Below are 22,641 nucleotides of genomic sequence, written 5' to 3'. Positions count from 1 at the left end.
CTTCCTTTTGTCGCATCCCCGAAGGCGGTACGAGGAGACCCGCCCCCGGGGGTTTGACGGTCTGGCTTAGAAGCCCAGAACCAGCGACACACCCAGGGTGTTGTCAGTGGATTTCAGGCCCGCAACCGGATCGGTGTTGTAGTCGGTACGGTAGCTTACGCGTGTCGACAGGTTGTCGGACATCTTGTAGTTGATGCCAGCGTCGTTCGACACGATGGTGTTCACATCAGAGCCGACAATGTCGGTGTCCATGGTGAAGGATACGATGTCGTTGAACGCGTAGAAGTAGCGCGACGAGGCGACGAAGCCGACTTCGGTTTCGGAGGTGCCGGTTGCGTCTTTAAAGTAGCGTACACCGGGGCCCGCTTGAACGCGCCATGTGTTGTCTTCTTTATTGATCGCGCGGTAACCCGGACCAAAGCCCAAGAATGCGTCTGTTTCGGAACCGTCCACGGCTGCACCGGATGTGTCGGTCAGGTAACCGTCATATTGGTAACGGGCCAGGCCGAACGCATAGAACTCGGGTGTGAAGTAGCGGCTACCTTCATAGGTACCAAAGAACTTCTCTTCGCTCTTGGTGCCGTTTGCTTCGCCGTATTCTACCGCAAAACCAACCAGGTGGTTCCAGTCGCCGACACCGTATGTCAGGCGGCCAGCGCCCGATACTTCGCCGTTGTCTGTGTTGCCGCTGGTGCCCGATGCGGACAGGGCGAAAGACCCGCGCCAGCCTTGGGCAACGCCATTGGCGCCATAACGTTCTGCGTCGGTGCCGCGGGCCAGGTCGGTGTTCACGTCATCGGTGATGTCTTCGATCTGGTCGTTCAGCGTTTCAATGCCAAGCGCACGTTGCTGCGCGAAAACTGGAGCAGCAGCCAAGAGTGCGATTACGGAAACCGCGGACGCTTTAAGTACTGTATTCATTGGGGAATCCTTTCCCTTAGAAGTGACCCGCCTCGTTGATTGAGGCGAGAGCATCTCTGCTGAGAATGGATTTAAGATAGGGGNTCAGATAAGTGAAATTCGAATAAATCGTGCNTGAAGNAAGNATTNCTNGTNTTAACTGNCCTTGAAGCGGAATTAAGGCGTNTTTTGCCCGTTGTCCAAGCTCTCGATCAGNATATTCTGTTGATTTTCAGCCGCTTGAGCGAGGTCCATCAAACTACGCCGTGCGATCGACAGCATCTCGGGGTCCAGATCTTCGCGCCAGACCACCCATGCGGGGTACGCAAAGCGTGGGGAATTTGCCACAACATGCAGTTTTCCAACGTCGAGATACCGTTGCACTGCCCGTGCGGGCAGGTAGGCAGCGGCGCGACGGTTGACGATATAGTCGGCCGCAAGCCCGCCAAGGGCCAATGATCGCCCCGAATTGGTCAGATGGGGCAGGGCGCTGGCGTGCATATGCGTAAACTCCGGCCCCCAGTCGACCGCGACATATTCTTTGCCAAGNTCTTTGACGTCCGTTTCAAAGGACGCGACGAGAATCAGTTCTTCCTCCAGCACGGGTTCGACGCGCAAACCGGGGCGCAGCTGCGGGGTGTAAAGCAAGGCGGCCTGAATAACCCCTTCGACCAGAAACCGCGTCAGCCGGTCGGACATGCCCATTTCGGCGTGAATACTAAGTTCGGGCATCATCGCTTGCATCGTGTCGATCCAGCGAAAGCCAAGCTTGTGCCACAGCGCGTGCTGTGCGCCGAAAGAAAAGCTGCGGCTGTATCCTTCGGGGATGGCGATCTGCTGGCGNGCTTCTTCCCATATCTTGAGAAGGCTCAGCGCGTATGAGGTAAACTGTTCGCCTTCCGACGTCAGCACTGCCCCCGCTTTCGATCGTTTGAACAGCGGGTGGCCTAGGCTGTCCTCAAGCCGTTGCACGCGCAGGCTGACAGCGGATTGGGTGACAAACAGCCGTTCGGAAGCAGCGACAAAAGAGCCGGTGTTGGCGACTTCGATAAAGGTTTTGATCAGGGTGATATCCATGCCCTGATCATGATCCTCCGCAGGCCCGTTGCCAAGCTGACCTGAATCGCGCGCCCCTATCCGAAAGAGACCGGAAAGGAGGCGCGTGTTATTTGATACTTAGTCAACCATGCGCGGGCCGGTGGTGGCGGCGATGCTGGTGGGGCGCGCCAGATCGGCACGGCGCTTTTGCAGATAGTCCTGACGTGCCTGGGCATAGCTGTCGCCCGATGCGGAGATNGGCACTTGNTTGCCATTCACGATGCGGCGGTTTTTCTCGAATGCGCTATCGGCATANCCGGTGACGGTGCCGACATAGCTTTCGGGGCTATCAAGCGTATAGGACAGCGGGTTGGTGAACAGGTCCACNACGCGGCCGGCGGTGTCGCGNCGGGTCGATGGGCCGATCAGCGGAAGNTCGATATACGGGCCTTCGCCCACACCCCAGACATACAGNGTTTCGCCAAAGTCGGTATCATGCTCGGGCACTTTGAATTCGCTCGCGACGTCGAACAGGCCGCCCATCCCAAGCGTGCTGTTTACCAAGAAGCGGTAGGTCGACAGGCCAAAGCCCGCGAGATCCGCCTGCAAGGCGCTGTTGACGGCAGCTTGCGGCATCGACAGGTTCTCGGAGACGTTATGCACGACCGTCTGGAATTCGATCGGCACCGCCCCCAGCACGCGGTTGGGTTTGCCCGATCCGCCGATCTTCTGATTNAAGGCGTGGACCTTGCGGTTACCGGCCTCGTGCGGGTCGTTGACCCCTGCGGGCTGGGGNCGCGATGCACCGCTACAGGCGGCAAGACCTGCAACCAAAGTGACACCCACAAAGGCGCGCAGCGATGTGGAGAGGGTCGTGGCCTTGAACATGGTANAAATCCCGAAAACGCGTGAAAAACATGGTTTGTTATGCGCAGCGTCCCCGAAATACGCAACATGAGTTTCCTTGGGCATCTCGCGTTGGGGGCAGGTGTTGCAGTTCCTCCCTCTTGGGTCTTTTCGTTTCGCCGTCGCATCGCTATCGTCCCGCCAAAGNCATTCATTCCAAGGAAGTCCCCCATGAGCATCACCAGCCGTCTGAACGATCTTGGCGTCACCCTGCCTGACGCACCTGCCCCTGCGGCGAACTATGTGCCCTTCGTGAAAACCGGCAACACGGTCTATGTTTCGGGCCAGATCTCGAACGGGCCGGACGGGTTCATCACCGGAAAACTGGGCGCGGATATGGATGTCGCCGCGGGTGCCGAAGCCGCCAAGACCTGCGCGATCAGCTTGCTGGCGCAAGTCAAAGCCGCATGTGACGGCGATATCGAACGGCTCAAGCGGGTGGTGAAGCTGACGGCCTTTGTGAACTCCACCGCCGATTTCACCGACCAGCCCAAAGTGGTTAACGGGGCCTCTGACTTCCTTGTCGAAGCTTTGGGGGATGCGGGGCGTCACGCGCGCTCGGCCGTTTCTGCCGCCTCCTTGCCGCTGGGTGTCGCGGTCGAGATCGAAGGCATNTTCGAAATCGAATGACCCTACCNCAGGCGTTTTATACGACCCCTATNGCGCATCGCGGTTTTCATCACCGCGATGCCGGTCGGCCCGAAAACAGCTTTGCCGCCTTTCAGGCCGCGATTGATCGGGGCTATGGCATCGAGCTTGATGTGCAACTGTCACGCGATGGTGTGGCGCTGGTGTTTCACGACTATGCGCTGGATCGCCTGACAGGCCAGACCGGTGCCATCCGGCAACGCGATGCGGATGACCTGTGCCAGATTACGCTCACCGGCGGCAGCGACACTATTCCAACCCTGCCGCAGGTGCTGGAACTGATCGCAGGACGCGTCCCGCTGCTGGTCGAGATCAAGGATCAGGACGGTGCAATGGGGAGGGACATCGGGCCGCTGGAAGATGCGGTGGCCGAAGCCCTGCGCGACTATGCGGGCGATGTGGCTATCATGTCGTTCAACCCCAACAGCGTCGCGCGGATGGCAGAGCTGTTGCCGGATGTGCCGCGTGGATTGGTGACCAGCGCCTATCGCTATGTCGANTGGCCGCTGCCCAAAGCCACCTGCGACCGCCTGCGCGAGATCCCCGATTACGACCGCACCGGCGCGTGTTTCATCAGCCACGAGGTCGACGATCTGCCCCGCCCCCGCGTGGCAGAGCTGCGCGAGGCAGGCGCGATGATCTGCTGCTGGACCGTGCGCAGCCTTTCAGTTGAAAACGGCGCACGCGAATTTGCGCANAATATCACCTTCGAAGGCTATGACGCGCCGCTGCAAGGTTGAACCGTCCGGCTTCGGCCACAGATAAGGCCTATGACAACGGGACATCCANTATGAACGCGCGCGACGTCGAAATCAGAATTGCCTCGCGCATCGCGCAAATCGGTCAGGCGGAATGGGATGCCTGTGCCTGCCCCGAAGCCNCCGNGGGCGCGCGCCCCGCGGACCCTTTCACCACCTTTCGTTTCCTTTCAGCGCTAGAGGAAAGCGGCAGCGTCGGCCCCGGTACGGGGTGGCAGCCNCAATACCTCAGCGCTGCCATTGACGGTCAGATCATCGCGGTCGCGCCGATGTACGCCAAGTCACACAGTCAGGGTGAATACATCTTTGACCACAGCTGGGCCCATGCGTTNGAACGGGCGGGCGGGCGCTATTACCCCAAGCTGCAGATCGCCGTGCCCCATACCCCTGCCACGGGCCGCCGTTTCCTGACCCGTCCGGGGTTTGAAGAGACAGGCACCGCGGCCCTCATCCAGGGGGCGGTCCAGCTGACCGATTCAAACGGGCTGTCGTCCTTACACATTACCTTTTGTACCCAAGACGAAGCCGCCGCGGCAGAGCAACTGGGCCTGCTGGCCCGCAAAAGCCAGCAGTTCCACTGGCACAACGCGGGCTTTGAGGACTTCGANGGGTTCCTTGCCACGCTCAGCTCGCGCAAGCGCAAGAACATCCGCAAGGAACGCCAGCAGGCTCAGGCCTTTGGCGGAGAGATAGAGGTGTTCACCGGNGACGATCTGCAGCCCGAACATTGGGATGCCTTCTGGCAATTCTATCAGGANACAGGTGCGCGCAAATGGGGNACGCCCTATCTGACACGCGCATTCTTCGACATCGCCCAGGACCAGCTACGCGACGACATGGCACTGGTGCTNGCCAAACGGGATGGTGCATGGGTGGCGGGCGCGCTGAACTTTATCGGCGCAGATGCGCTTTATGGGCGCTATTGGGGCTGCACCGAACATCATCCGTTCTTGCANTTTGAANTGTGCTATTATCAGGCCATCGATATCGCGATCAAACTGGGCCTCTCTACCGTCGAGGCAGGTGCGCAGGGGGAACACAAGCTCGCGCGCGGTTACCTGCCACAGGCNACGTGGTCGCTGCATTGGATGCGGGACGAGGGTTTTATGCGCGCTGTTGAAGACTATCTTGTACAGGAACGGGCAGCCGTTGACGAAGAGATAGACATTTTGACAGATTACGGCCCATTCAAAAGGGTCGAGGTTGAGGAACAGGAATGAGCGAAAGATTAAGCGAAGAGACGCGCAAAACCGTATTGGCCCCCTTGTTCAGCACAGGCTGGGCTATGGTGGAGGACCGGGATGCGATCGTCAAAACCTTCAAGTTCAATGATTTCGCGGATGCTTTCGGCTGGATGACCCGCGCGGCGATCTGGGCCGAGAAATGGAACCACCATCCAGAGTGGGAGAANGTNTATAACAAGGTGATCGTTACCCTGACGACCCATGACGTGGACGGCCTAAGCTCGCTTGATGCCAAGCTGGCGCGCAANATGGATGGATTGATGGGCGAGGTCAAAGCGGGCTAAGGCACCATTNANCGTCGNATTATNCAAAGAAAAACGCAGCCCCGGTGTCCCCGCGGCTGCGTTTTTCATTTTCAGGGTCGTGCCGGATTACATGTTGTCCAGCAGCGCCTCGCCGCCCGACATATCGCAGACACCGGGTTGGACCTCGGCCTGGAACAGCGTGACCTTGCCGTCATCCACCAGCATCGCATAGCGCTTAGAGCGCGAGATCAGCCCCGCGGGCTCGGCCGAGAATTCCATGCCGATGGCTTTGGTAAAGGCGCTGTTGGCATCGGCGAGCATGGTGATGCCAGCCGCCGTCGCGCCTGTCGATTTACCCCAAGCGGCCATAACAAAGGGGTCATTGCAGGACACGCAGATGATCTCGTCCACGCCTTTGGCGTCGAACTGGTCCTTGGTGCNCACAAAGCTGGGCACATGGGCGGAATCGCAGGTGGGCGTATAGGCACCGGGCACGGCAAAGACGACGACCTTGCGGCCCTTTAGCTTGTCAGCCATCTGCACAGGCTGCGGGCCGTCCGGCCCCATTTGCACCAGCGTTGCATCGGGCAGCGTGTCGCCTTGGGAAATCGTCATATGCGTGACCTTTCGTGTCATTGCGTTTGTCTTCACGGAAGATATAGGCTTTGCACGCAGGCAGGAACACGGTTTTTTCGAAAGGGGCAAGGATGGGTCATGTGGTGGTGATCGGGGCAGGGCAGGCGGGGTCATCCTGTGTGGCCAAGCTGCGCAACTCCGGCTTTGAGGGNAAGATCACGTTGATCGGGGCCGAAACCGTGCCCCCCTACCAGCGNCCGCCCTTGTCCAAGGCCTATCTGCTGGGCGACATGGCGCTNGAGCGGCTCTATCTGCGGCCCGAGAGTTTTTACGCCGACCACGGGATTGACCTGATGCTGGGCACCACGGTCGACAGCATCGATCCGGCGGCGCAGACCGTGCGGGTCAACGGCGGGGATATGGCCTATGACGATCTGGTGCTGACCACCGGATCGTTCCCGCGTCGNCTGCCNGCGCATATCGGNGGCGATCTGGAGGGCGTGCATGTGGTGCGCGACCTAAGGGACGTAGATACGATGGGCCCGCGCTTTACCAAAGGCGCGCGGGTGCTGATCGTCGGCGGTGGCTATATCGGGCTAGAGGCCGCCTCGGTCGCGGCCAAGCTGGGGTTGCAGGTGACACTGGTAGAGATGGGCGATCGCATCCTGCAACGGGTCGCGGCCCCGCAGACCTCTGACTTTTTCCGCGCGCTGCACGAGGCGCATGGCGTCACCATCCGCGAAGGCGTCGGGCTTGAGCGTTTGACAGGCGACACCCATGTCACCGGCGCTGAACTGTCGGACGGCACGACGCTGGACGTGGACTTCGTGATCGTCGGCGTTGGCATCGGGGCGGCGACGGCGCTGGCCGATGCGGCGGGGATCGTGAATGACAACGGNATNATGACCGACANCCACGGGCGCACTTCTGCGCCGCATGTCTGGGCTGCAGGCGATTGCGCGTCCTTCCCNTATCGCGGCGGGCGCATCCGGTTGGAATCTGTGCCAAACGCCATTGATCAGGCCGAGCTGGTCGCGGAAAACATCATGGGTGCGGATAAGGAATATGTCGCCAAGCCGTGGTTCTGGTCGGACCAGTATGACGTGAAACTGCAGATCGCGGGGCTGAACATGGGCTANGATCGCGTGATCACCCGACGCAGCGACGCCGATAGCGTGGCCTTCTGGTACTATCGCGGGGACGANCTGCTGGCGGTGGATGCAATGAACGATCCGCGCGGCTTCATGATCGGNCGCCGGTTGATCGAGGCGGGCAAATCCCCCGCGCCTGCGCTGATCGAAGACCCGAACACAGACCTGAAGGCACTGCTGAAGTCATGAGGATNATCGCTGGCAAACACCGTGGCACCCAACTGGCCGACGTGGGCAAGGGCGATGCGGATGCGCATTTGCGTCCTACCTCTGACCGCGTACGCGAGAGCCTGTTTTCCATGCTGACCCATCACAATGTGATCAACGGCGCCCGGGTGCTTGACCTGTTCGCGGGCACCGGTGCCCTTGGGCTAGAGGCGTTGTCGCGCGGTGCGCGCGAGGTGGTGTTNATCGAGAACGGGCGCGTCGGGCAAAAGCTGATCACCGAGAACATCAAGAAGCTGCGGGCCGAGGGCGCGACCACGCTGATGCGCTCCGACGCGACGGCACTTGGGGGTTGGATCGCGGCGCCGTTCGATCTGGTCTTTCTNGANCCGCCTTATGGCAAGGGGATGGGCCAGACCGCCTTGGTCAAGGCGCGGGCGGGCGGCTGGCTGACACCCGATGCCATGATCGTCTGCGAGGAAAACGCCCCGCTTGATCCGCCCCAAGGGTTCACGCGCGAGGACAAGCGCAAGTATGGCGACACCTGGATCACCCTGCTGCGCCAAGACTAGCCCANTGGNCATCAACAGTTGCCGCTTTGCATTCGNTGCGCTGCGGCCTATGTGCTAACAAAGACGTAAAGGAAAGTAGACCGCCATGAGCCTGAGCATGACCAGCACCTTCATCAAGCCGATGCACCCNGAGGGGCGCAAGTTCGTGGCGATNTTTGCCGCGATCACGCTGGTGCTTTTTATCATCGCTGAACCACTGGGATGGCTGGGGGTGGGCGCAACCGTCTGGTGCTACTACTTTTTCCGTGACCCTGAACGGGTGACACCCAAGGGCGATAACCTTGTTATCAGCCCTGCCGATGGCATCGTATCGCTGATCGAACCTGCCGTGCCNCCNGCNGAGTTGGGGATGCCTGACACGCCGCTGACACGGGTNAGCGTGTTCATGAACGTATTTAACTGTCACGTGAATCGCGCCCCCGTCGCGGGCGAGATCACCGAAATCGCTTACCGTCCCGGCAAGTTTTTCAACGCCTCGCTGGACAAGGCGAGCGAGGATAACGAACGCAACAGCCTGCGCATCAAGATGNCCGACGGCCGCGAGGTCGCCGCCGTCCAGATCGCCGGTCTGGTNGCGCGNCGTATCGTGTGTTTCACCAAGAAGGGCGCGCATACGCAGGCGGGTCAACGCTTTGGTCTGATCCGCTTTGGNTCGCGCGTCGATGTCTACCTGCCCGAGGGGGTCACCCCGCGCGTCAGCATCGGNCAGACGATGGTCGCAGGCGAAACCGTGCTGGCAGAGCTTTCCTGAGATGACCGATCAGCCCCCNGTCGCGCCGGATAAGACGAAAACNGAATTCTCGTTGCTGCAGCTGTTGCCCAACATGCTGACNATTGCCGCGATCTGTGCCGGTATTTCCGCGATCCGTTTCGCCGCCGAGGGGAATATCGCGCTGGCTGTGGCNCTGATCACNCTGGCGAGTATCCTTGACGGGATGGACGGGCGCACCGCGCGCTATCTGGGCTTCAACAGCAAGATCGGGGCCGAGCTCGACAGTCTTGCGGATTTTGTGAACTTCGGNGTTGCCCCGCCTTTGGTGGTGTATTTCTGGGGGCTGCAGGATTCCTACCGCGCGGGCTGGCTGGCGGTGCTGGTCTTTGCGATCTGTTGCGTCATGCGGCTGGCGCGGTTCAACGTNGATTCCCGNACCAAAGACCCGCTGGACGATGGCGGCTATTTCACCGGTGTGCCGTCGCCNGCNGGTGCGATGCTGGTGATGCTGCCGATCTATNTGCCCTATGCCTTCGGCCCNGGTGCCGCGCTGCCCGACGTTGTATCCAGCCTGTATATCGTGCTGGTCGGCTGGGTCATGGTCAGCCGCATCCCCACGTGGTCGTTCAAATCGGTCAGCTTNTCGCGCGCCAACGTGACCTATTTCCTGATCTTCTTTACCGGCTTTATCGCCTGCCTGGTCAGCTTCCCCTGGGCCACATTGGTGATCTGCTGCTTTGCCTATGCAGGCAGCGTGCTGTGGGCCGTGATCGAGCTGAAGCTGGCCAAGCGCCGGGGCTGAGGATCAGCCCTGGCTATAGGTCGGGTGGAACATACCGGCGGGGGATTCGGTAAAGATCTCGTATCCGGTTTCGGTCACGCCGATAGAGTGTTCAAACTGCGCTGACAGGGATTTGTCGCGGGTGACCGCTGTCCAGTCATCGGCCAAGACCTTGGTCTCTGCGCGGCCCAGATTGACCATCGGTTCAATGGTAAAGAACATNCCGGGTTCCAGCACCGCACCGGTGCCGGGGCGGCCATAGTGCAGCACGTTTGGCGGNGCNTGGAANACGCGGCCCAGCCCGTGACCGCANAAATCTGTCACAACGCTCATCCGGTGGGATTCNGCGAANGTCTGGATCGCATGGCCGATGTCGCCAAAGGTATTGCCGGGCTTCACGACCTCGATCCCGCGCATCAGCGCGTCATGGGTTACGTTGATCAACCGCTCTGCCTTGCGCGACAGCTTGCCTGCGACATACATCCGCGAGGTATCNCCNNACCAGCCATCGACGATCACGGTGACGTCGATGTTCAGGATGTCGCCATCCTTCAGCTTTTTGTCACCGGGGATGCCGTGGCAGACGACATGGTTCAGCGAGATACAGCTGGCGTGTTGATAGCCCTTATACCCGATGGTGGCAGACTTCGCGCCGGCGTCTTCGATCATCTGCGTGATGACACCGTCAATGGCACCGGTGGTCTGTCCGACAAACACATGTTCGGCGATGTCATCAAGGATTTGCGCCGCCAGCTTGCCCGCCGCGTGCATCCCCGCGAAATCCGAGGGGTCGTAAATGCGAATGCCATCTTTGGTCTGGCGTCCTCGGTGTTCGTTCATCACCGCTGTCTCCGTCATATGAATTTGGTGCTGTCTAACCCGCTTGGCCCCCAAGAGCCAGTGCAGGCGGGTCGATTAGGGGGATTGCGCNCGCAACGCTGACCCCAAGGGGGCTGATATGGGTGCCGATGACATGGGTTTCCAGCCCTGCGGCGCGGGCGTCGGCAAAAGCGGCGGCATAGGCGGGATCGATATCGGCAGCCACGCTAAAGGCGCTGCAATCGGTCCGCTGCACCAGATANAGCAGCACGGCGCGGTGCCCGTCCCGNGCCATCTGCGCCAGCTCTCCCAGATGCTTTGCGCCGCGTTTGGTCACGCTATCGGGGAATTCGACCAGCCCCTCGCGGCGCGACAGGGTGGCGGATTTCACCTCGACATAGGCGTCGGGCAGGCCGGGCTCGGCCAGCAGAAAGTCGATGCGCGAGTTTTCACCGTATTTCACCTCGGGCCGCACGCTAGTGTAGCCCGCGAGCGGGGCGATCTGCCGATCCATTAACGCGGCCTTGATCGCACGGTTCGGCAGCGCGGTNTCGACGCCGGTGAAATGCCCGTTCTCGTGGTCAACCAGCCGCCAGCCGTAGTTCAGCTTNCGNTTGGGGTCATCATTGGGCTCAAGCCAGATTTTCATGCCCGNTNTGGCCAGCCCCATCATCGACCCGGGGTTGGCGCAATGAGCCGTCACCTCGGTGCCGTCCTCAAGCTGGCAATCGGCCAGAAACCGTTTGTAGCGGCGGATCAGGCGGGCGGGGACAAGTTCGGTTTGAAAGCGCATGGGGGGTGACCTATACCTCAATCAACGGCCCCTCAAGGAGACAGCCATGCCTAACCCCACTGCTGCGATGATCGTCATCGGCGATGAGATCCTGTCGGGGCGCACCCGCGATTCAAACATGCACCATTTGGCGGGGCAGTTGACCAGCGTCGGGATCGACCTGAAAGAAGTCCGTGTGGTGGGGGATGAAAACGGCACGATCATTGCCGCCGTGCAGGAACTGTCGCGCGTCTATGACAGCGTGTTCACCAGTGGCGGTATCGGGCCGACCCATGATGATATCACCGCCGAGTGCATCGCCGCGGCCTTTAACAAGCATATCGACGTGCGCGAGGATGCCCGCAGCATTCTGGCCGACCACTACGCCAAAAGCGCGACAGAGCTGAACACCGCCCGTCTGCGCATGGCGCGTATCCCCGATGATGCCACGCTGATCGACAATCCGGTGTCGGCGGCACCGGGGTTCAAGCTGGAAAACGTCTATGTCATGGCCGGCGTCCCCGCCGTGTTCGAGGCGATGGTCGCCAGCGTTCTGCCAACCCTGACCGGTGGGGCCCCCCTGATCAGCGCCACCCATCGCATCGAACGCGGAGAGGGCGACATCGCCGGACCGTTGGGAGAGTTGGCGCATAGCTATCCCAACCTCTCTATCGGGTCCTACCCCTTCCAGAAAGACGGCAAATACGGCGCGCATATCGTGATCCGTGGCAATGATCAGGCCGAGGTCGACGCGGCGATGGCAAAGCTCGCGCAGGTGTTCCCGTGACCGATCTGGCGCAGCTTTATCAGGTCATCGACCACACATGGCCCGCCGCGAAAATCTGGACCGAAACCGGCTGGACCCTGCGGGACGGGCAGGGCGGGGGCAAACGCGTCTCTGCCGCGACGATGGCCGAACCAAATGCGGATATCGGTCAGGCCGAGGCCGCGATGCACGCCATGAACCAGCGCCCGATCTTCATGATCCGCGACGGCGACGACACGCTGGATACAGAACTGGCCGCGCGCGGGTATGACATCGTCGATCCGGTGAATGTCTATATCGCGCCAGTCGGCAAGCTGACCGATGTGCCGATGCCGCGGGTGACCGCTTTCCAGATATGGGAGCCGCTGGCCATCATGACAGAGATTTGGGCCAAGGGCGGCGTAGGCCCTGAACGGATCAACGTGATGCACCGCGCCGCGACCAAAACAGCGATCCTGACCCGCTGGAACGAGATGCCCGGTGGCGTCGCCTTTGCCGCGCTGCATGATGGCGTATGCATGGTCCATGCGGTCGAGGTGCTGGAACACCAGCGCGGGCAGGGTGTCGCCAAATGGCTGATGCGCAGCGCCGGTTTCTGGGCGCAGGCGCAGGGGGCGACGCAGGTGGCGGTTCTTTGCACAAAGGCGAACGCGGCCGCGAACCGCCTGTATCAAGGACTGGGCTTTGATCTGGTAGGGCACTATCATTACCGTCAATCCCCTGACTAAAGGAGCCGCCCCATGGCGCATGATGCCCCCACTGCCCTGAACCTGCCGATGGTCGATCCGCTGCCCGAGGACACGCAGAAATACTTTGATGTCTGTCAGGAAAAGCTGGGGATGGTGCCGAATGTGCTGCAGGCCTATGCCTTTGACATCGACAAGCTGAACGCCTTTACCGCGATGTACAACGATCTGATGCTGGGCGCGTCGAACCTTTCAAAGCTGGAACGCGAGATGATTGCGGTCGTCGTGTCGTCGGTAAACAAATGCTACTATTGTCTGACGGCCCATGGCGCGGCGGTACGGCAACTGTCGGGCAATCCGATCCTTGGGGAACAGATGGTGATGAACTGGCGTGTCGCCGATCTGGATGCGCGGCAAACGGCGATGCTGGCTTTTGCCGAACATCTGACCGTCGCCAGCGCCAAAACCACCGAGGCGGACCGGCAGGCGCTGCGCGATGTGGGCTTTTCCGACCGCGACATCTTTGACATCGCGTCGGTCACGGGTTTCTTCAATATGACCAACCGCGTCGCCAGCGCGACCGAAATGAAACCGAACGACGCTTACCACGCGCAGTTCAGATGATCCTCTGGCGTGCCGGGCTGATCTGGCTTTTACTGGCGGGCACGGCCCATGCGCTGGATCTGTCGTTGCCCGCTGCTGCGCGGCAGACCGTGACGCGCGATACCGACCCTGACAGCTACCTTGCCCCGACCTCTGCCTTCGAGAACGGCGGCTTTGCCAGCGTCAAGATCGAAGGCGCGGTTGCGCGCTCTGCCTGGCGGTTAGAGGCTCCGGGCCTCACGCCCCTACAGATTATGCGGCCCCTGCGCACCCAGCTAGAGGACGCAGGCTACAGGATCGTGCTGGATTGCAGCGCCGAGGTCTGCGGCGGTTTCGATTTCCGCTTTGCGATCGAAACACTGCCCGCGCCGAACATGTATGTCGATCTGCGCCAGTACCAGTTTGTCACCGCCGTCAAAGGGTCGCTGCAATCACCTGACGCCGTTGCGACCCTTCTGGTCAGCACAACCGATACCTCTGCCTATCTGCAGATCGTTGAGGCGGATGCGCAAGGCCAGGCGTCCAGCCCGTCGGTGCCAGAGGNGGCGGAAGACACCCNGNCCTTGGCCCCCGATGCCCCCGCNCAAAGCCAGTCAGAGATGGCTGCGGCGTTGCAGAATACCGGCCATGTGGTGCTGGCNGCGCTTGATTTCGGCACCGGCACCGCGGCCTTGGGGCAGGGGGAGTTTGATGCGCTGGCCAATCTGGCGGCGGTGCTGAAAGACCAGCCCGATCTGCGGATTGTTCTGGTGGGCCACACCGATAGCGTCGGCGGGCTGCAAAACAATATTGCCCTGTCGCGAAGCCGCGCGGCGGCGGTNCGGCGGCGGCTGATCACGGCGCATGGCATCGCGGGCGACAGGATCGAGGCGCAGGGCATGGGCTATCTGTCGCCAATCGCGTCCAACCAGACCAAAGCGGGGCGCGACGCCAATCGACGGGTCGAGGCCGTGCTTTTACCCGCGCCCTNACCCCGAACAGAAAAATCCCCGCATCCCTGAAAAGGGAGCGGGGGCAGCCACATGTGGGCTCAGTTCACCGAGGGCAGTTGGTGATCTCGTGTTACCAGTCCGTTGGACCTTTTTCGGCAAAGGTATGGGCTAGAAAATCAATGAAGGCGCGCACCTTGGGCTGGGTGAACCGGCCCGGAGGATAGACGGCGTAGATGCCTTGGGTCTCGAGCGGGAGATCGGGGATCGCGTCTTCGACCAGCCCTTTTTCCATCGCGTCGGCATACAGAAAGCTCGGCAGGTAGGCGATGCCAAGGCCAGAGATGGCGGCGTTCAGCAGCGATTGCCCATCGTTCACCGACAGCCAGCCAGCGGTGCGCACCTGACGCTTTTCGCCCGACGGCGAGGTCAGCTTCCACATATTGCCGCTGGACTGGTTGGAATAATGCAGCAGCTTGTGATCGTTCAGATCGTCGATCTTTTCGGGGCGGCCGTATTTCTCGAAATAGGCGGGNGAGGCGATCATGCGTTTGGTCGTCTCGGTTAGCTTGCGGGCCCGCAGGGTGCTGTCTTCCAGCTCTCCGATACGGACGGCCATATCGAAACCTTCGCTGATCAGTTCGACGTAGCGGTTGTTCAGCACCATGTTGACGGTGATATCGGGGAAATCGGCNAGNAANTCGGACAGGGCGGGNGACAGATGGTTCACGCCAAAGTCNGTCGCGACCGAGATCCGCAAAAGGCCCGAGGGCGCGGATTGCATAGAGGTNACAAGCGCATCGGCTTCGCCCGCGTCATTCAGCACGCGNCGGGCNCGGTCGTAATAGGCAAGCCCGATCTCTGTCGGNCTGACNCGGCGGGTCGTGCGGTTCAGCAACCGCGCCCCAAGCCGCGCTTCAAGCGAGGATACGTGTTTGGATACGGCNGATTTGGAGATACCCATCTTCTTGGCCGCATCGGTAAAGCCACCCTGGTCCACGACCGTGGCGAATGCTTCCATCTCTGTCAGGCGGTCCATACCCGTCCCCTTTCATCATCTGCGTCTGAAAAGGGTATGGCGGCCAAATCAGGCAGGATCACGGCAGCGGTGAGACAGTGGAGAGGTATTTATAGGGATCGTTCGCGGCGGGGAAACAGGGCGCGCCGTGCTGTGGNTAAATCCAGCGNACCAGTTTCAGGACCAGAAACATNAGCAGNGCCAGCCCCGCCATGCCNAGACAGAGGATGGTAAACGCCCAAGGATGGTCCACCCCCGGCATCCCGGCNACGTTGACGCCGAACAGACCNGTCAGAAACCCCAGCGGCAGAAAGATCGCCGCGGCGACCGACAGCACATAGCCGTGGCGCGCNTGGCGCTGCGCGATATTGGCGTCGTGCTCTTCCTGAACCGACACCAGCCGGTCGCGCAGCTCGTCCAGCTCTTCTACCGCGATCAGCGCGCTGTTGGCCTGNTCGCGCAGCTCAAGCTGGCTTTCGTCGGGGATCAGCGGAATATCAAAGGCGGCCAGCTTGGCCAGCGCCTCGCGTTGGGGGTCAAGATAGCGCCGCAGCCGGATCACGCTGCGCCGGATTTCGGGCAGCTCATGCGGCATCGGGGTGTTCTTATCCTCTAGATCGTCCTCGAAGAACTCCGCCTGTTCATCCAGTGTTGCAACATGTTCCTGCACCCGCAGGGTCAAGCGACCCACGAGCGCTTCGAGGAACTCGGCAGGGCTGGGAGGGGCCTTTTGCGCTTCGGCCTCGCGGCGGATCGCGTCGATGGCAAAGACCTTCTTGCGGCGCACGGTGATCAGCAGGTCGGAATCCACATACATCCGTACCGATACCATTTCATCGGCATCCTGCCCCTCGTTCATATTGATGCCCCGAAGGTTCAAGATCAGCCCGCCTTCAAAGCGGTCACAGCGCGGGCGGGTCTGTTTCTGGATCAGCGATCCGGCGGGGATTTCGTGCAAGTGTTCGCGGACCCAGGGTTCAAGCATCGGGTCGGCCAGATCAAAGTGCCACCAGCGGTAGATGCCCGGCCCCGTAAGATGCGTGTCGGTGGGCACTTGGGTCGTGCCATCGGCAAAGATATCGAAAACGCAAATCGGCATGGCCACACCCTGAAACATCTATTGATCCGGGCATTTTGACAGACCGGCGCGGAGGCGCAAGATGCGCTGCCCTTGTGGCGCGGGCGAAAGACGGGGCAGGCCACGACAGCCTGCCCCGTTTTGGTCGACATACCTTACAGCGCAGCGGCCAGACGGGTGCCTTGGTCAATCGCGCGTTTCGCATCCAGTTCAGCCGCGACATCCGCGCCGCCGATAACATGGCACGGGATGCCCTTGACCTCTAGCGCGTCGGCCAGCGACCGGTCCGACAGCTGACCGGCACAAAGCACGATCGTATCCGCCGCGATCACCTGCGGCTTTTCACGCGCTTCGCCAAAGCTGATGTGCAGGCCCTCTGCGTCGATCTTCTCGTAGTTGACGCCCGCGATCATCTGCACGTTCTTCATGGTCAGGGACGCGCGGTGGATCCAGCCGGTCGTCTTTCCCAAGCCCTTGCCGACCTTGGTGGTCTTGCGCTGCAGCATGGTAACTTCGCGCGCGGGGGCGTGCGGCTGCGGCCCTTCGGGCGCGAGGCCAGAGCGGTGATCGGCGGGGTCGGTGACGCCCCATTCCTTCATCCATTCGGGCAGGTTGGTGGTGGTGCTGTCCCCGTCATGCACCAGATGTTCAGACACATCGAAACCGATGCCGCCCGCGCCGATGACAGCGACACGCTGACCAGCGGTGACGGTGCCGTTTAGGATGTCGATATAGCTGACCACATTGCCCGCGTCCTGACCGGGGATTTGCGGGTCGCGGGGGATAACGCCGGTGGCGATAATCACCTCGTCATACTCGCCCAGATCATTGGCCGAGACTTCGGTGTTTAGCTTCACGGTGACGTCGTATTTCTTGACCATCGCCCGATACCAATCGACGAGGCCCCAGAACTCTTCTTTGCCGGCGACCTGCTTGGCAAGGTTCAACTGGCCGCCGATCTCGGCTGCGCGGTCAAAGACGGTGACCTTATGGCCGCGCTCTGCCGCGGTGATGGCGGCAGAGAGCCCCGCAGGGCCCGCGCCCACCACGGCGATTGTCTTGGCCGCGTCAACAGGATCGACGCGCAGTTCAGTCTCGTAGCAGGCGCGCGGGTTGACCAGACAGCTCGAGATTTTGCCGCCAAAGGTATGGTCCAGACAGGCTTGGTTGCAGGCGATACAAGGCGCGATCTCGGCCGATTTTCCGGCGGCGGCCTTGGCGACGAAATCGGCATCGGCCAGCATGGGCCGCGCCATCGACACCATGTCGGCGCAGCCGTCCACCAGCACCTCTTCGGCGACCTCGGGCGTGTTGATCCGGTTGGAGGTGATCAGCGGGATGCTCACCTGACCCATCAGCTTTTTCGTGACCCATGCAAAGGCCGCGCGCGGCACCGAGGTCTGGATCGTCGGGATGCGCGCCTCGTGCCAGCCGATGCCGGTGTTGATGATCGTGGCCCCTGCGGCCTCTACCGCCTTGGCAAGCTGCACGACCTCTTCAAAGGTTGAGCCGTTGGGGATCAGGTCGATCATCGACAAACGGTAGATGAGGATGAAATCGGGGCCCACGGCCTCGCGCACGCGGCGCACGACCTCGACGGGCAGCCTCATGCGGTTCTCGTACGACCCGCCCCATTCGTCGGTCCGTTTGTTGGTGTGGGTGACGAGGAACTGGTTCAGGAAATACCCTTCGGAGCCCATCACCTCTACCCCGTCATAGCCTGCCTGTTTGGCACGCAGGGCGCAGGCGGCGATATCGCTGATCTGCTTTTCGATGCCTTCCGCGTCCAGCTCTTTCGGCGCAAACATCGAAATGGGGGATTTGATCGCAGACGGGGCCACGCAATCGGGGCTGAAGGCATAGCGCCCGGCGTGCAGGATCTGCATCGCGATCTTGCCGCCTGCTTCGTGCACGCGGTCGGTGACGATACTGTGGTTGTCCACGTCCTTTTGCGACAGCATCATCGCGGCACCATGCGCGACCGACCCTTCGGGGTTCGGCCCGATGCCGCCTGTCACCATCAGCCCCACATCGCCACGCGCGCGGGTGGCGTAGAATTCGGCGACGCGGTTCCAGTCCTGTGTTTCCTCAAGCCCGGTGTGCATAGACCCCATCAACACGCGGTTCTTCAACGTCGTGAATCCCAGATCAAGCGGGGCAAGCAGGTGCGGATAGTCGGACATTTGGCAAACCTTTCGAGGGCTGAATGTAGGGTACTGGACCGTTCTGTGCGGCAGTTCACCCCAAGCCTGCGGTTCTGTCACGCACAACGCTGCGTAAGCCAATATACATGGGCGCGGGATTCGTGCTAACCGCGGTATGACTTCTCTTGCCGCGAAAGGCCCCCGATATGACGCCAGAAGAAATCGCCCGACTGCCCTATCGCCCCTGTGTCGGGGTCATGCTGGTCAACGCCGACGGGCATGTGTTTGTCGGGCAACGTCGGGACCGGGATCAGGACGCATGGCAGATGCCGCAAGGTGGCGTCGAAAAGGGCGAACACGCCGAAGTCGCCGCTCTGCGCGAACTGGAGGAAGAGACAGGCATCCCCCCAAGCTCTGTCACCGTGGTGGCACAGACCGAGGGCTGGTTGCCCTATGACCTGCCGATCGAACTGGTGCCCAACATCTGGAAAGGCCGGTTCCGCGGGCAAGAGCAGAAATGGTTCCTGCTGCGCTTTCACGGGTCGGATGACGAGATCAACCTGGATACCGAACACCCCGAATTCTCGGACTGGCGCTGGTTGCCGGTGCGCGAACTGGTCGACAACATCGTCCCGTTCAAGCGCGAGGTCTATACCGCTGTGGTCAACGCCTTTGTGAGCCATTTCGCCGACGCCTGACAAAGGGGCGGGCCGCGTTCACCGTCTGCCCGATTGCATAGCGGATATGGGCCAATGTGCATGATCGGAAACCGATTGTGCTGATTTGACCGGCCGCGCGGGCGTCGCGTGTCTTTTTCGGCCGTCGCGAACTTGACGGGGCGGGGGCGGATAGGAAACAGGTGGCTATCGGCGCGCGACGTCGGACCGCTTTGCCACAGGAAAAATCCCGATGAAGACATATGCCCTGACCGTGACCTGCCCCTCTGCGCGCGGGGTTGTCGCGGCGATTGCGAATTATCTGGCCGATCAAGGCTGCAACATCTCGGACAGTGCGCAGTTCGACGATAAGGAAACCGGCGGTTTCTTCATGCGCGTCAGCTTTGAAAGCGAAGCCGAGGTTGATCTGGCGACCCTGTCAGACGGCTTTGCCGATGCGGCGCGGCCCTTTGACATGGCCTATGAGTTCCACGACGAGGCGGTGAAGATGAAGGTCGTCATCATGGTTTCGCGCTTCGGGCATTGTCTGAACGATTTGCTGTACCGCTGGCGTATTGGCGCGTTGCCGATCGATATTGTCGCGGTGGTGTCCAACCATATGGACTATCAAAAGGTCGTCGTGAACAACGACATTCCGTTCCACTGCATCAAGGTCACGCCGGAAAACAAAGCCGACGCCGAGGCGCGGATCATGGCTGTGGTCGAAGACGCGGGGGCCGAGCTGNTNGTGCTGGCGCGCTACATGCAGATCCTGTCGGACGAGATGTGCCAGAAGATGTCGGGGCGGATCATCAATATCCACCATTCTTTCCTGCCCAGCTTCAAGGGGGCGAACCCGTATAAGCAAGCGTTCCAGCGCGGGGTCAAGCTGATCGGGGCNACATCGCATTACGTGACCGCCGATCTGGATGAAGGGCCGATCATCGAACAGGACATCGTGCGCGTCACCCATGCGCAATCCGCCGAAGACTATGTCTCGCTCGGGCGGGATGTCGAAAGTCAGGTATTGGCGCGGGCCATTCACGCGCATATCCACCGGCGCGTGTTTGTGAATGGCAACAAGACGGTGGTCTTCCCTGCCTCGCCGGGGTCTTACGCCTCTGAACGGATGGGGTGAGCCACGGGGGCGCTAGCCGATGGTCGGCACATGCGCCCCTGCGTCCTTGTCCANCAGATCGATCAGCCGCGGATCATCCGCGACCTCGACCTGCCGCTTGAACGGGGTAAACCCGCTGCGGATGTAAAAGGACAGCGCCTGCGGACTGTCGAGCGTGCAGGTATGTAGATGAAACCGCGAGATCGGCCGCGCCCAAGCCGTGCGGATCGCGTGGTTCATCAGNTAGCGCCCGGCACCCGANCCGATCAGCGCGGGCGTCAGTCCGAAATAGGCCAGCTCGCACGTGCCATCAGCCGTGAACTTGAGCTCGAGCAGCGCCTCGTCGCGACCATCNTTNGTCAGCGTGAAAAACTGCGTGTCCGCATCCGACAACAGCGCCTGCAATTCGGCGTCGGTTTTTGTGAGCCGNCCGAACCACAGCCAATCCTGTCCGACCCGCCGAAAGATATCACGGTACCAGTCCAGTGTCGGGGTCANNGCGCGCANGGTNACNCCCTCGGGGGCGGGGACATCNCGCAGGGGGGCGGCCTCGCGCATCTCAAGATGTGTGACAACCATCGCCAGCTTGCCAAGCGGTACGTCGTGATATCCGTCGGTCAGCATCAGACCAGCCCTTTTTCCTTGAACAGATCCATCATCGAGGTCTGCGGGCGCGGGCCGATGTGGCTGATNACCTCGGCTGCGCAGATGTTGCCCATCTTGCCGCATGTCTCGAGGTCGCGACCCGTGGCCATGCCATAGAGGAACCCCGCCGCGAATTGATCGCCGGCGCCTGTGGCATCCACGGGGGTCACCTTGGTCACGGGCACGTCGACACGTTCGCCCTTGCGGATCAGCGTCACGCCGTCGCCGGAACGGGTGCAGACGACCGTGTCACAGATCGCCGCCGTGCGGGTCAGCGCGTCTTCCAGATCGTCGGTTTCCCACAGGGCGCGGATCTCGGCCTCGTTGCCGATGACGTAACCCAGATCGTTTTCGATCAGCGCGAGGAAGTCATCCCGGTGGCGTTCCACGCAGAAGGGGTCGGAAATCGCGATCCCCGCCATGCCNCCGCCCGCCGTCGCCGCGCGCGCCGCTTCGCGGAAGGCGGTTTTGCCGGCGTCGTGGTCAAAAAGGTAGCCTTCGAGGAACATCAGCTTGNCGCTGGAGGCCACCGCCTGCGGAACGTCGTCCNAGGTAAGCCCCGTGGAGATCCCAAGATAGGTGTTCAAAGAGCGTTCCCCNTCCGGGGTCACAAAGATCATGCAGCGCGAGGTCGGGTTCTCGCCCCCGGTCACAGGCGCGTTGACAAAATCAATGCCGATGTCTGTCATCGCNTTGGCATAGAACTGCCCCAGATCATCGTCATTCACCCGCCCGATAAAGGCCGTGGGCAAGCCAAGCGCGCCGATGCCCGCAATGGTATTGGCGACCGACCCGCCGGGGGTCTGAAGACGGTCTTGCATTGTCGCATACAGGTTTTCGGCGCGGTCACGCTCGATCAGCTGCATAATGCCTTTTTCGATGCCGTTATCTTGCAGAAACGCGTCATCCGCATGCGAGATCACATCGACAACAGCGTTGCCGATGCCAACCACTTCGTATTGGGTCATTCGGTTTTTTCCTCATAGGGGCAAAGGTCACGGATGATGCAGGTTCTGCATAGGGGTTTGCGTGCTTTGCAATGGTATCGCCCGTGCAGGATCATCCAGTGGTGGGCATGGTGTTGGAAATCAACGGGGATATTATCCTCGATCGCGCGTTCTACGGCATCGACGGTTTTGCCGGGGGCGATGCGNGTGCGATTGCCGACGCGAAAGATATGCGTGTCCACCGCCTGCGCCGGATANTGCCACCACATNTTCAGNACAACATTCGCNGTCTTGCGGCCCACGCCGGGCAANGATTGCAGCGCCGCGCGGCTGTTGGGCACGACCCCGTCATAGTCATCCACCAGAATCTGGCTCAGCTTCATCACGTTCTTGGCCTTCTGGCGGAACAGGCCGATCGTCTTGATATGTTCGGTCAGCCCCTCCAGCCCGAGGTCCAGCATCTGCTGCGGGTGCTCGACAATCTCGAACAGGGATTTGGTGGCCTTGTTTACCCCCGCATCCGTGGCCTGCGCGCTCAGCGCGACAGCGACCAGCAACGTATAGACGTTGGTGTGATCCAGCTCGCCTTTCGGTTCCGCCTCGGCGTCCTGAAAGCGGGTGAAAATCTCGCGGATCGTGTGNTAATCAAGGGTTTTGGCCATGCGCCAAGGGTATGCGTGGTTTCGCCTCTCAGGGCAAGCCGCGCGCGGCGGATTTTACGGGCGTCGCTGCGGCAGGGGGCTGCGTCATTTGGCGCATGTTTCG

At 61.2% G+C, this 22,641-nt stretch carries 26 protein-coding genes; 14 read left to right on the top strand and 12 right to left on the bottom strand.

What is annotated here, in order from left to right; genetic code table 11:
• Positions 1-66 precede the first annotated feature (66 nt).
• The 3 genes from CBB63_RS02260 to CBB63_RS02250 form a co-directional block, all read right to left on the bottom strand.
• Entirely contained in the window at positions 67-921 is an 855-nt protein-coding gene (locus CBB63_RS02260; protein ID WP_286697986.1) for a DUF481 domain-containing protein, read from the bottom strand.
• Between the two features lie 156 nt (positions 922-1,077).
• Entirely contained in the window at positions 1,078-1,977 is a 900-nt protein-coding gene (locus CBB63_RS02255) for a LysR family transcriptional regulator (RefSeq protein WP_286697985.1), read from the bottom strand.
• A 99-nt stretch (positions 1,978-2,076) separates the two neighbouring features.
• Positions 2,077-2,826 (bottom strand): MlaA family lipoprotein, encoded by a 750-nt coding sequence (locus tag CBB63_RS02250; RefSeq protein WP_286697984.1) that lies wholly within the window; start codon positions 2,824-2,826, stop codon positions 2,077-2,079.
• Positions 2,827-3,015: 189 nt separating this feature from the next.
• Here CBB63_RS02250 and CBB63_RS02245 point away from each other — a divergent pair, with 189 nt between their 5' ends.
• The 4 genes from CBB63_RS02245 (at position 3,016) to CBB63_RS02230 (ending at position 5,778) form a co-directional block, all read left to right on the top strand.
• Entirely contained in the window at positions 3,016-3,474 is a 459-nt protein-coding gene (locus tag CBB63_RS02245) for a RidA family protein (protein ID WP_286697983.1), read from the top strand.
• Positions 3,471-4,232, top strand: coding sequence for a glycerophosphodiester phosphodiesterase family protein (locus CBB63_RS02240; RefSeq protein ID WP_286697982.1), 762 nt, complete (start codon positions 3,471-3,473; stop codon positions 4,230-4,232). Before CBB63_RS02245 ends, CBB63_RS02240 begins: the two co-directional genes overlap by 4 nt.
• A gap of 50 nt (positions 4,233-4,282) precedes the next feature.
• On the top strand, positions 4,283-5,470 hold the full coding sequence (locus CBB63_RS02235) for a GNAT family N-acetyltransferase (protein WP_286697981.1): 1,188 nt from the start codon (positions 4,283-4,285) through the stop codon (positions 5,468-5,470).
• Positions 5,467-5,778 (top strand): 4a-hydroxytetrahydrobiopterin dehydratase, encoded by a 312-nt coding sequence (locus CBB63_RS02230; protein WP_286697980.1) that lies wholly within the window; start codon positions 5,467-5,469, stop codon positions 5,776-5,778. Before CBB63_RS02235 ends, CBB63_RS02230 begins: the two co-directional genes overlap by 4 nt.
• An 87-nt stretch (positions 5,779-5,865) precedes the next feature.
• On the opposite strand, the gene CBB63_RS02225 is transcribed toward CBB63_RS02230, so the two are convergent.
• A complete protein-coding gene (locus CBB63_RS02225; RefSeq protein ID WP_286697979.1) occupies positions 5,866-6,354 on the bottom strand; it encodes a peroxiredoxin in 489 nt (162 codons plus the stop codon).
• 92 nt (positions 6,355-6,446) lie between these two features.
• On the opposite strand from CBB63_RS02225, the gene CBB63_RS02220 reads away from it, so the two are divergent.
• The 4 genes from CBB63_RS02220 (at position 6,447) to pssA (ending at position 9,717) form a co-directional block, all read left to right on the top strand.
• On the top strand, positions 6,447-7,655 hold the full coding sequence (locus tag CBB63_RS02220; RefSeq protein ID WP_286697978.1) for an NAD(P)/FAD-dependent oxidoreductase: 1,209 nt from the start codon (positions 6,447-6,449) through the stop codon (positions 7,653-7,655).
• Positions 7,652-8,203 (top strand): 16S rRNA (guanine(966)-N(2))-methyltransferase RsmD, encoded by a 552-nt coding sequence (gene rsmD, locus CBB63_RS02215; protein ID WP_286697977.1) that lies wholly within the window; start codon positions 7,652-7,654, stop codon positions 8,201-8,203. The genes CBB63_RS02220 and rsmD overlap by 4 nt, the downstream gene beginning before the upstream one ends.
• A gap of 91 nt (positions 8,204-8,294) precedes the next feature.
• The gene (locus tag CBB63_RS02210) at positions 8,295-8,954 is read left to right on the top strand and encodes a phosphatidylserine decarboxylase (RefSeq protein WP_286697999.1); all 660 of its coding nucleotides are present in this window, start codon (positions 8,295-8,297) and stop codon (positions 8,952-8,954) included.
• Between the two features lies 1 nt (position 8,955).
• Complete coding sequence (gene pssA, locus CBB63_RS02205; RefSeq protein ID WP_286697976.1) at positions 8,956-9,717, top strand: CDP-diacylglycerol--serine O-phosphatidyltransferase; 762 nt, start codon at positions 8,956-8,958, stop codon at positions 9,715-9,717.
• 3 nt (positions 9,718-9,720) lie between these two features.
• Here pssA and map read toward each other — a convergent pair whose 3' ends face one another.
• On the bottom strand, positions 9,721-10,536 hold the full coding sequence (gene map, locus CBB63_RS02200) for a type I methionyl aminopeptidase (protein WP_286697975.1): 816 nt from the start codon (positions 10,534-10,536) through the stop codon (positions 9,721-9,723).
• 34 nt (positions 10,537-10,570) lie between these two features.
• Positions 10,571-11,308, bottom strand: coding sequence for a DNA/RNA nuclease SfsA (gene sfsA / locus CBB63_RS02195; protein WP_286697974.1), 738 nt, complete (start codon positions 11,306-11,308; stop codon positions 10,571-10,573).
• Positions 11,309-11,354: 46 nt separating this feature from the next.
• On the opposite strand from sfsA, the gene CBB63_RS02190 reads away from it, so the two are divergent.
• From CBB63_RS02190 to CBB63_RS02175, 4 genes are read left to right on the top strand one after another with little or no spacing between them, the layout of a single operon-like run.
• Entirely contained in the window at positions 11,355-12,074 is a 720-nt protein-coding gene (locus CBB63_RS02190) for a competence/damage-inducible protein A (protein WP_286697973.1), read from the top strand.
• The gene (locus CBB63_RS02185) at positions 12,071-12,781 is read left to right on the top strand and encodes a GNAT family N-acetyltransferase (protein WP_237278212.1); all 711 of its coding nucleotides are present in this window, start codon (positions 12,071-12,073) and stop codon (positions 12,779-12,781) included. The genes CBB63_RS02190 and CBB63_RS02185 overlap by 4 nt, the downstream gene beginning before the upstream one ends.
• 12 nt (positions 12,782-12,793) lie before the next feature.
• The gene (locus CBB63_RS02180) at positions 12,794-13,363 is read left to right on the top strand and encodes a peroxidase-related enzyme (RefSeq protein ID WP_009825885.1); all 570 of its coding nucleotides are present in this window, start codon (positions 12,794-12,796) and stop codon (positions 13,361-13,363) included.
• Positions 13,360-14,343: an OmpA family protein gene (locus CBB63_RS02175; RefSeq protein WP_286697972.1), complete on the top strand. Its 984-nt coding sequence runs from the start codon at positions 13,360-13,362 to the stop codon at positions 14,341-14,343. The genes CBB63_RS02180 and CBB63_RS02175 overlap by 4 nt, the downstream gene beginning before the upstream one ends.
• A 61-nt stretch (positions 14,344-14,404) precedes the next feature.
• Here CBB63_RS02175 and CBB63_RS02170 read toward each other — a convergent pair whose 3' ends face one another.
• The 3 genes from CBB63_RS02170 to CBB63_RS02160 form a co-directional block, all read right to left on the bottom strand.
• A complete protein-coding gene (locus tag CBB63_RS02170) occupies positions 14,405-15,310 on the bottom strand; it encodes a LysR family transcriptional regulator (RefSeq protein WP_286697971.1) in 906 nt (301 codons plus the stop codon).
• A 58-nt stretch (positions 15,311-15,368) separates the two neighbouring features.
• A complete protein-coding gene (locus CBB63_RS02165; RefSeq protein WP_502695845.1) occupies positions 15,369-16,388 on the bottom strand; it encodes a zinc transporter ZntB in 1,020 nt (339 codons plus the stop codon).
• Between the two features lie 134 nt (positions 16,389-16,522).
• On the bottom strand, positions 16,523-18,550 hold the full coding sequence (locus CBB63_RS02160; RefSeq protein ID WP_286697969.1) for an NADPH-dependent 2,4-dienoyl-CoA reductase: 2,028 nt from the start codon (positions 18,548-18,550) through the stop codon (positions 16,523-16,525).
• A 167-nt stretch (positions 18,551-18,717) separates the two neighbouring features.
• Between CBB63_RS02160 and CBB63_RS02155 the strand changes: the two genes are divergently transcribed.
• Positions 18,718-19,209, top strand: a complete 492-nt coding sequence (locus CBB63_RS02155; RefSeq protein ID WP_009825889.1) for an RNA pyrophosphohydrolase — start codon at positions 18,718-18,720, stop codon at positions 19,207-19,209.
• Between the two features lie 211 nt (positions 19,210-19,420).
• Entirely contained in the window at positions 19,421-20,305 is an 885-nt protein-coding gene (purU, locus tag CBB63_RS02150; protein WP_286697968.1) for a formyltetrahydrofolate deformylase, read from the top strand.
• Between the two features lie 12 nt (positions 20,306-20,317).
• Here the strand turns inward: purU and CBB63_RS02145 are convergent, their stop codons facing one another.
• From CBB63_RS02145 to nth, 3 genes are all read right to left on the bottom strand, one after another.
• Complete coding sequence (locus tag CBB63_RS02145) at positions 20,318-20,908, bottom strand: GNAT family N-acetyltransferase (RefSeq protein WP_286697967.1); 591 nt, start codon at positions 20,906-20,908, stop codon at positions 20,318-20,320.
• The gene (locus CBB63_RS02140) at positions 20,908-21,897 is read right to left on the bottom strand and encodes an adenosine kinase (protein WP_286697966.1); all 990 of its coding nucleotides are present in this window, start codon (positions 21,895-21,897) and stop codon (positions 20,908-20,910) included. Before CBB63_RS02140 ends, CBB63_RS02145 begins: the two co-directional genes overlap by 1 nt.
• Entirely contained in the window at positions 21,894-22,538 is a 645-nt protein-coding gene (gene nth, locus CBB63_RS02135; protein ID WP_286697965.1) for an endonuclease III, read from the bottom strand. The genes CBB63_RS02140 and nth overlap by 4 nt, the downstream gene beginning before the upstream one ends.
• Positions 22,539-22,641 lie beyond the last annotated feature (103 nt).

Origin of the sequence: Sulfitobacter sp. TMED3, assembly GCF_002167505.1 — a bacterium.
Taxonomy (GTDB): domain Bacteria; phylum Pseudomonadota; class Alphaproteobacteria; order Rhodobacterales; family Rhodobacteraceae; genus Sulfitobacter; species Sulfitobacter pontiacus.
This window is presented reverse-complemented; position numbering and strand designations above follow the sequence as displayed.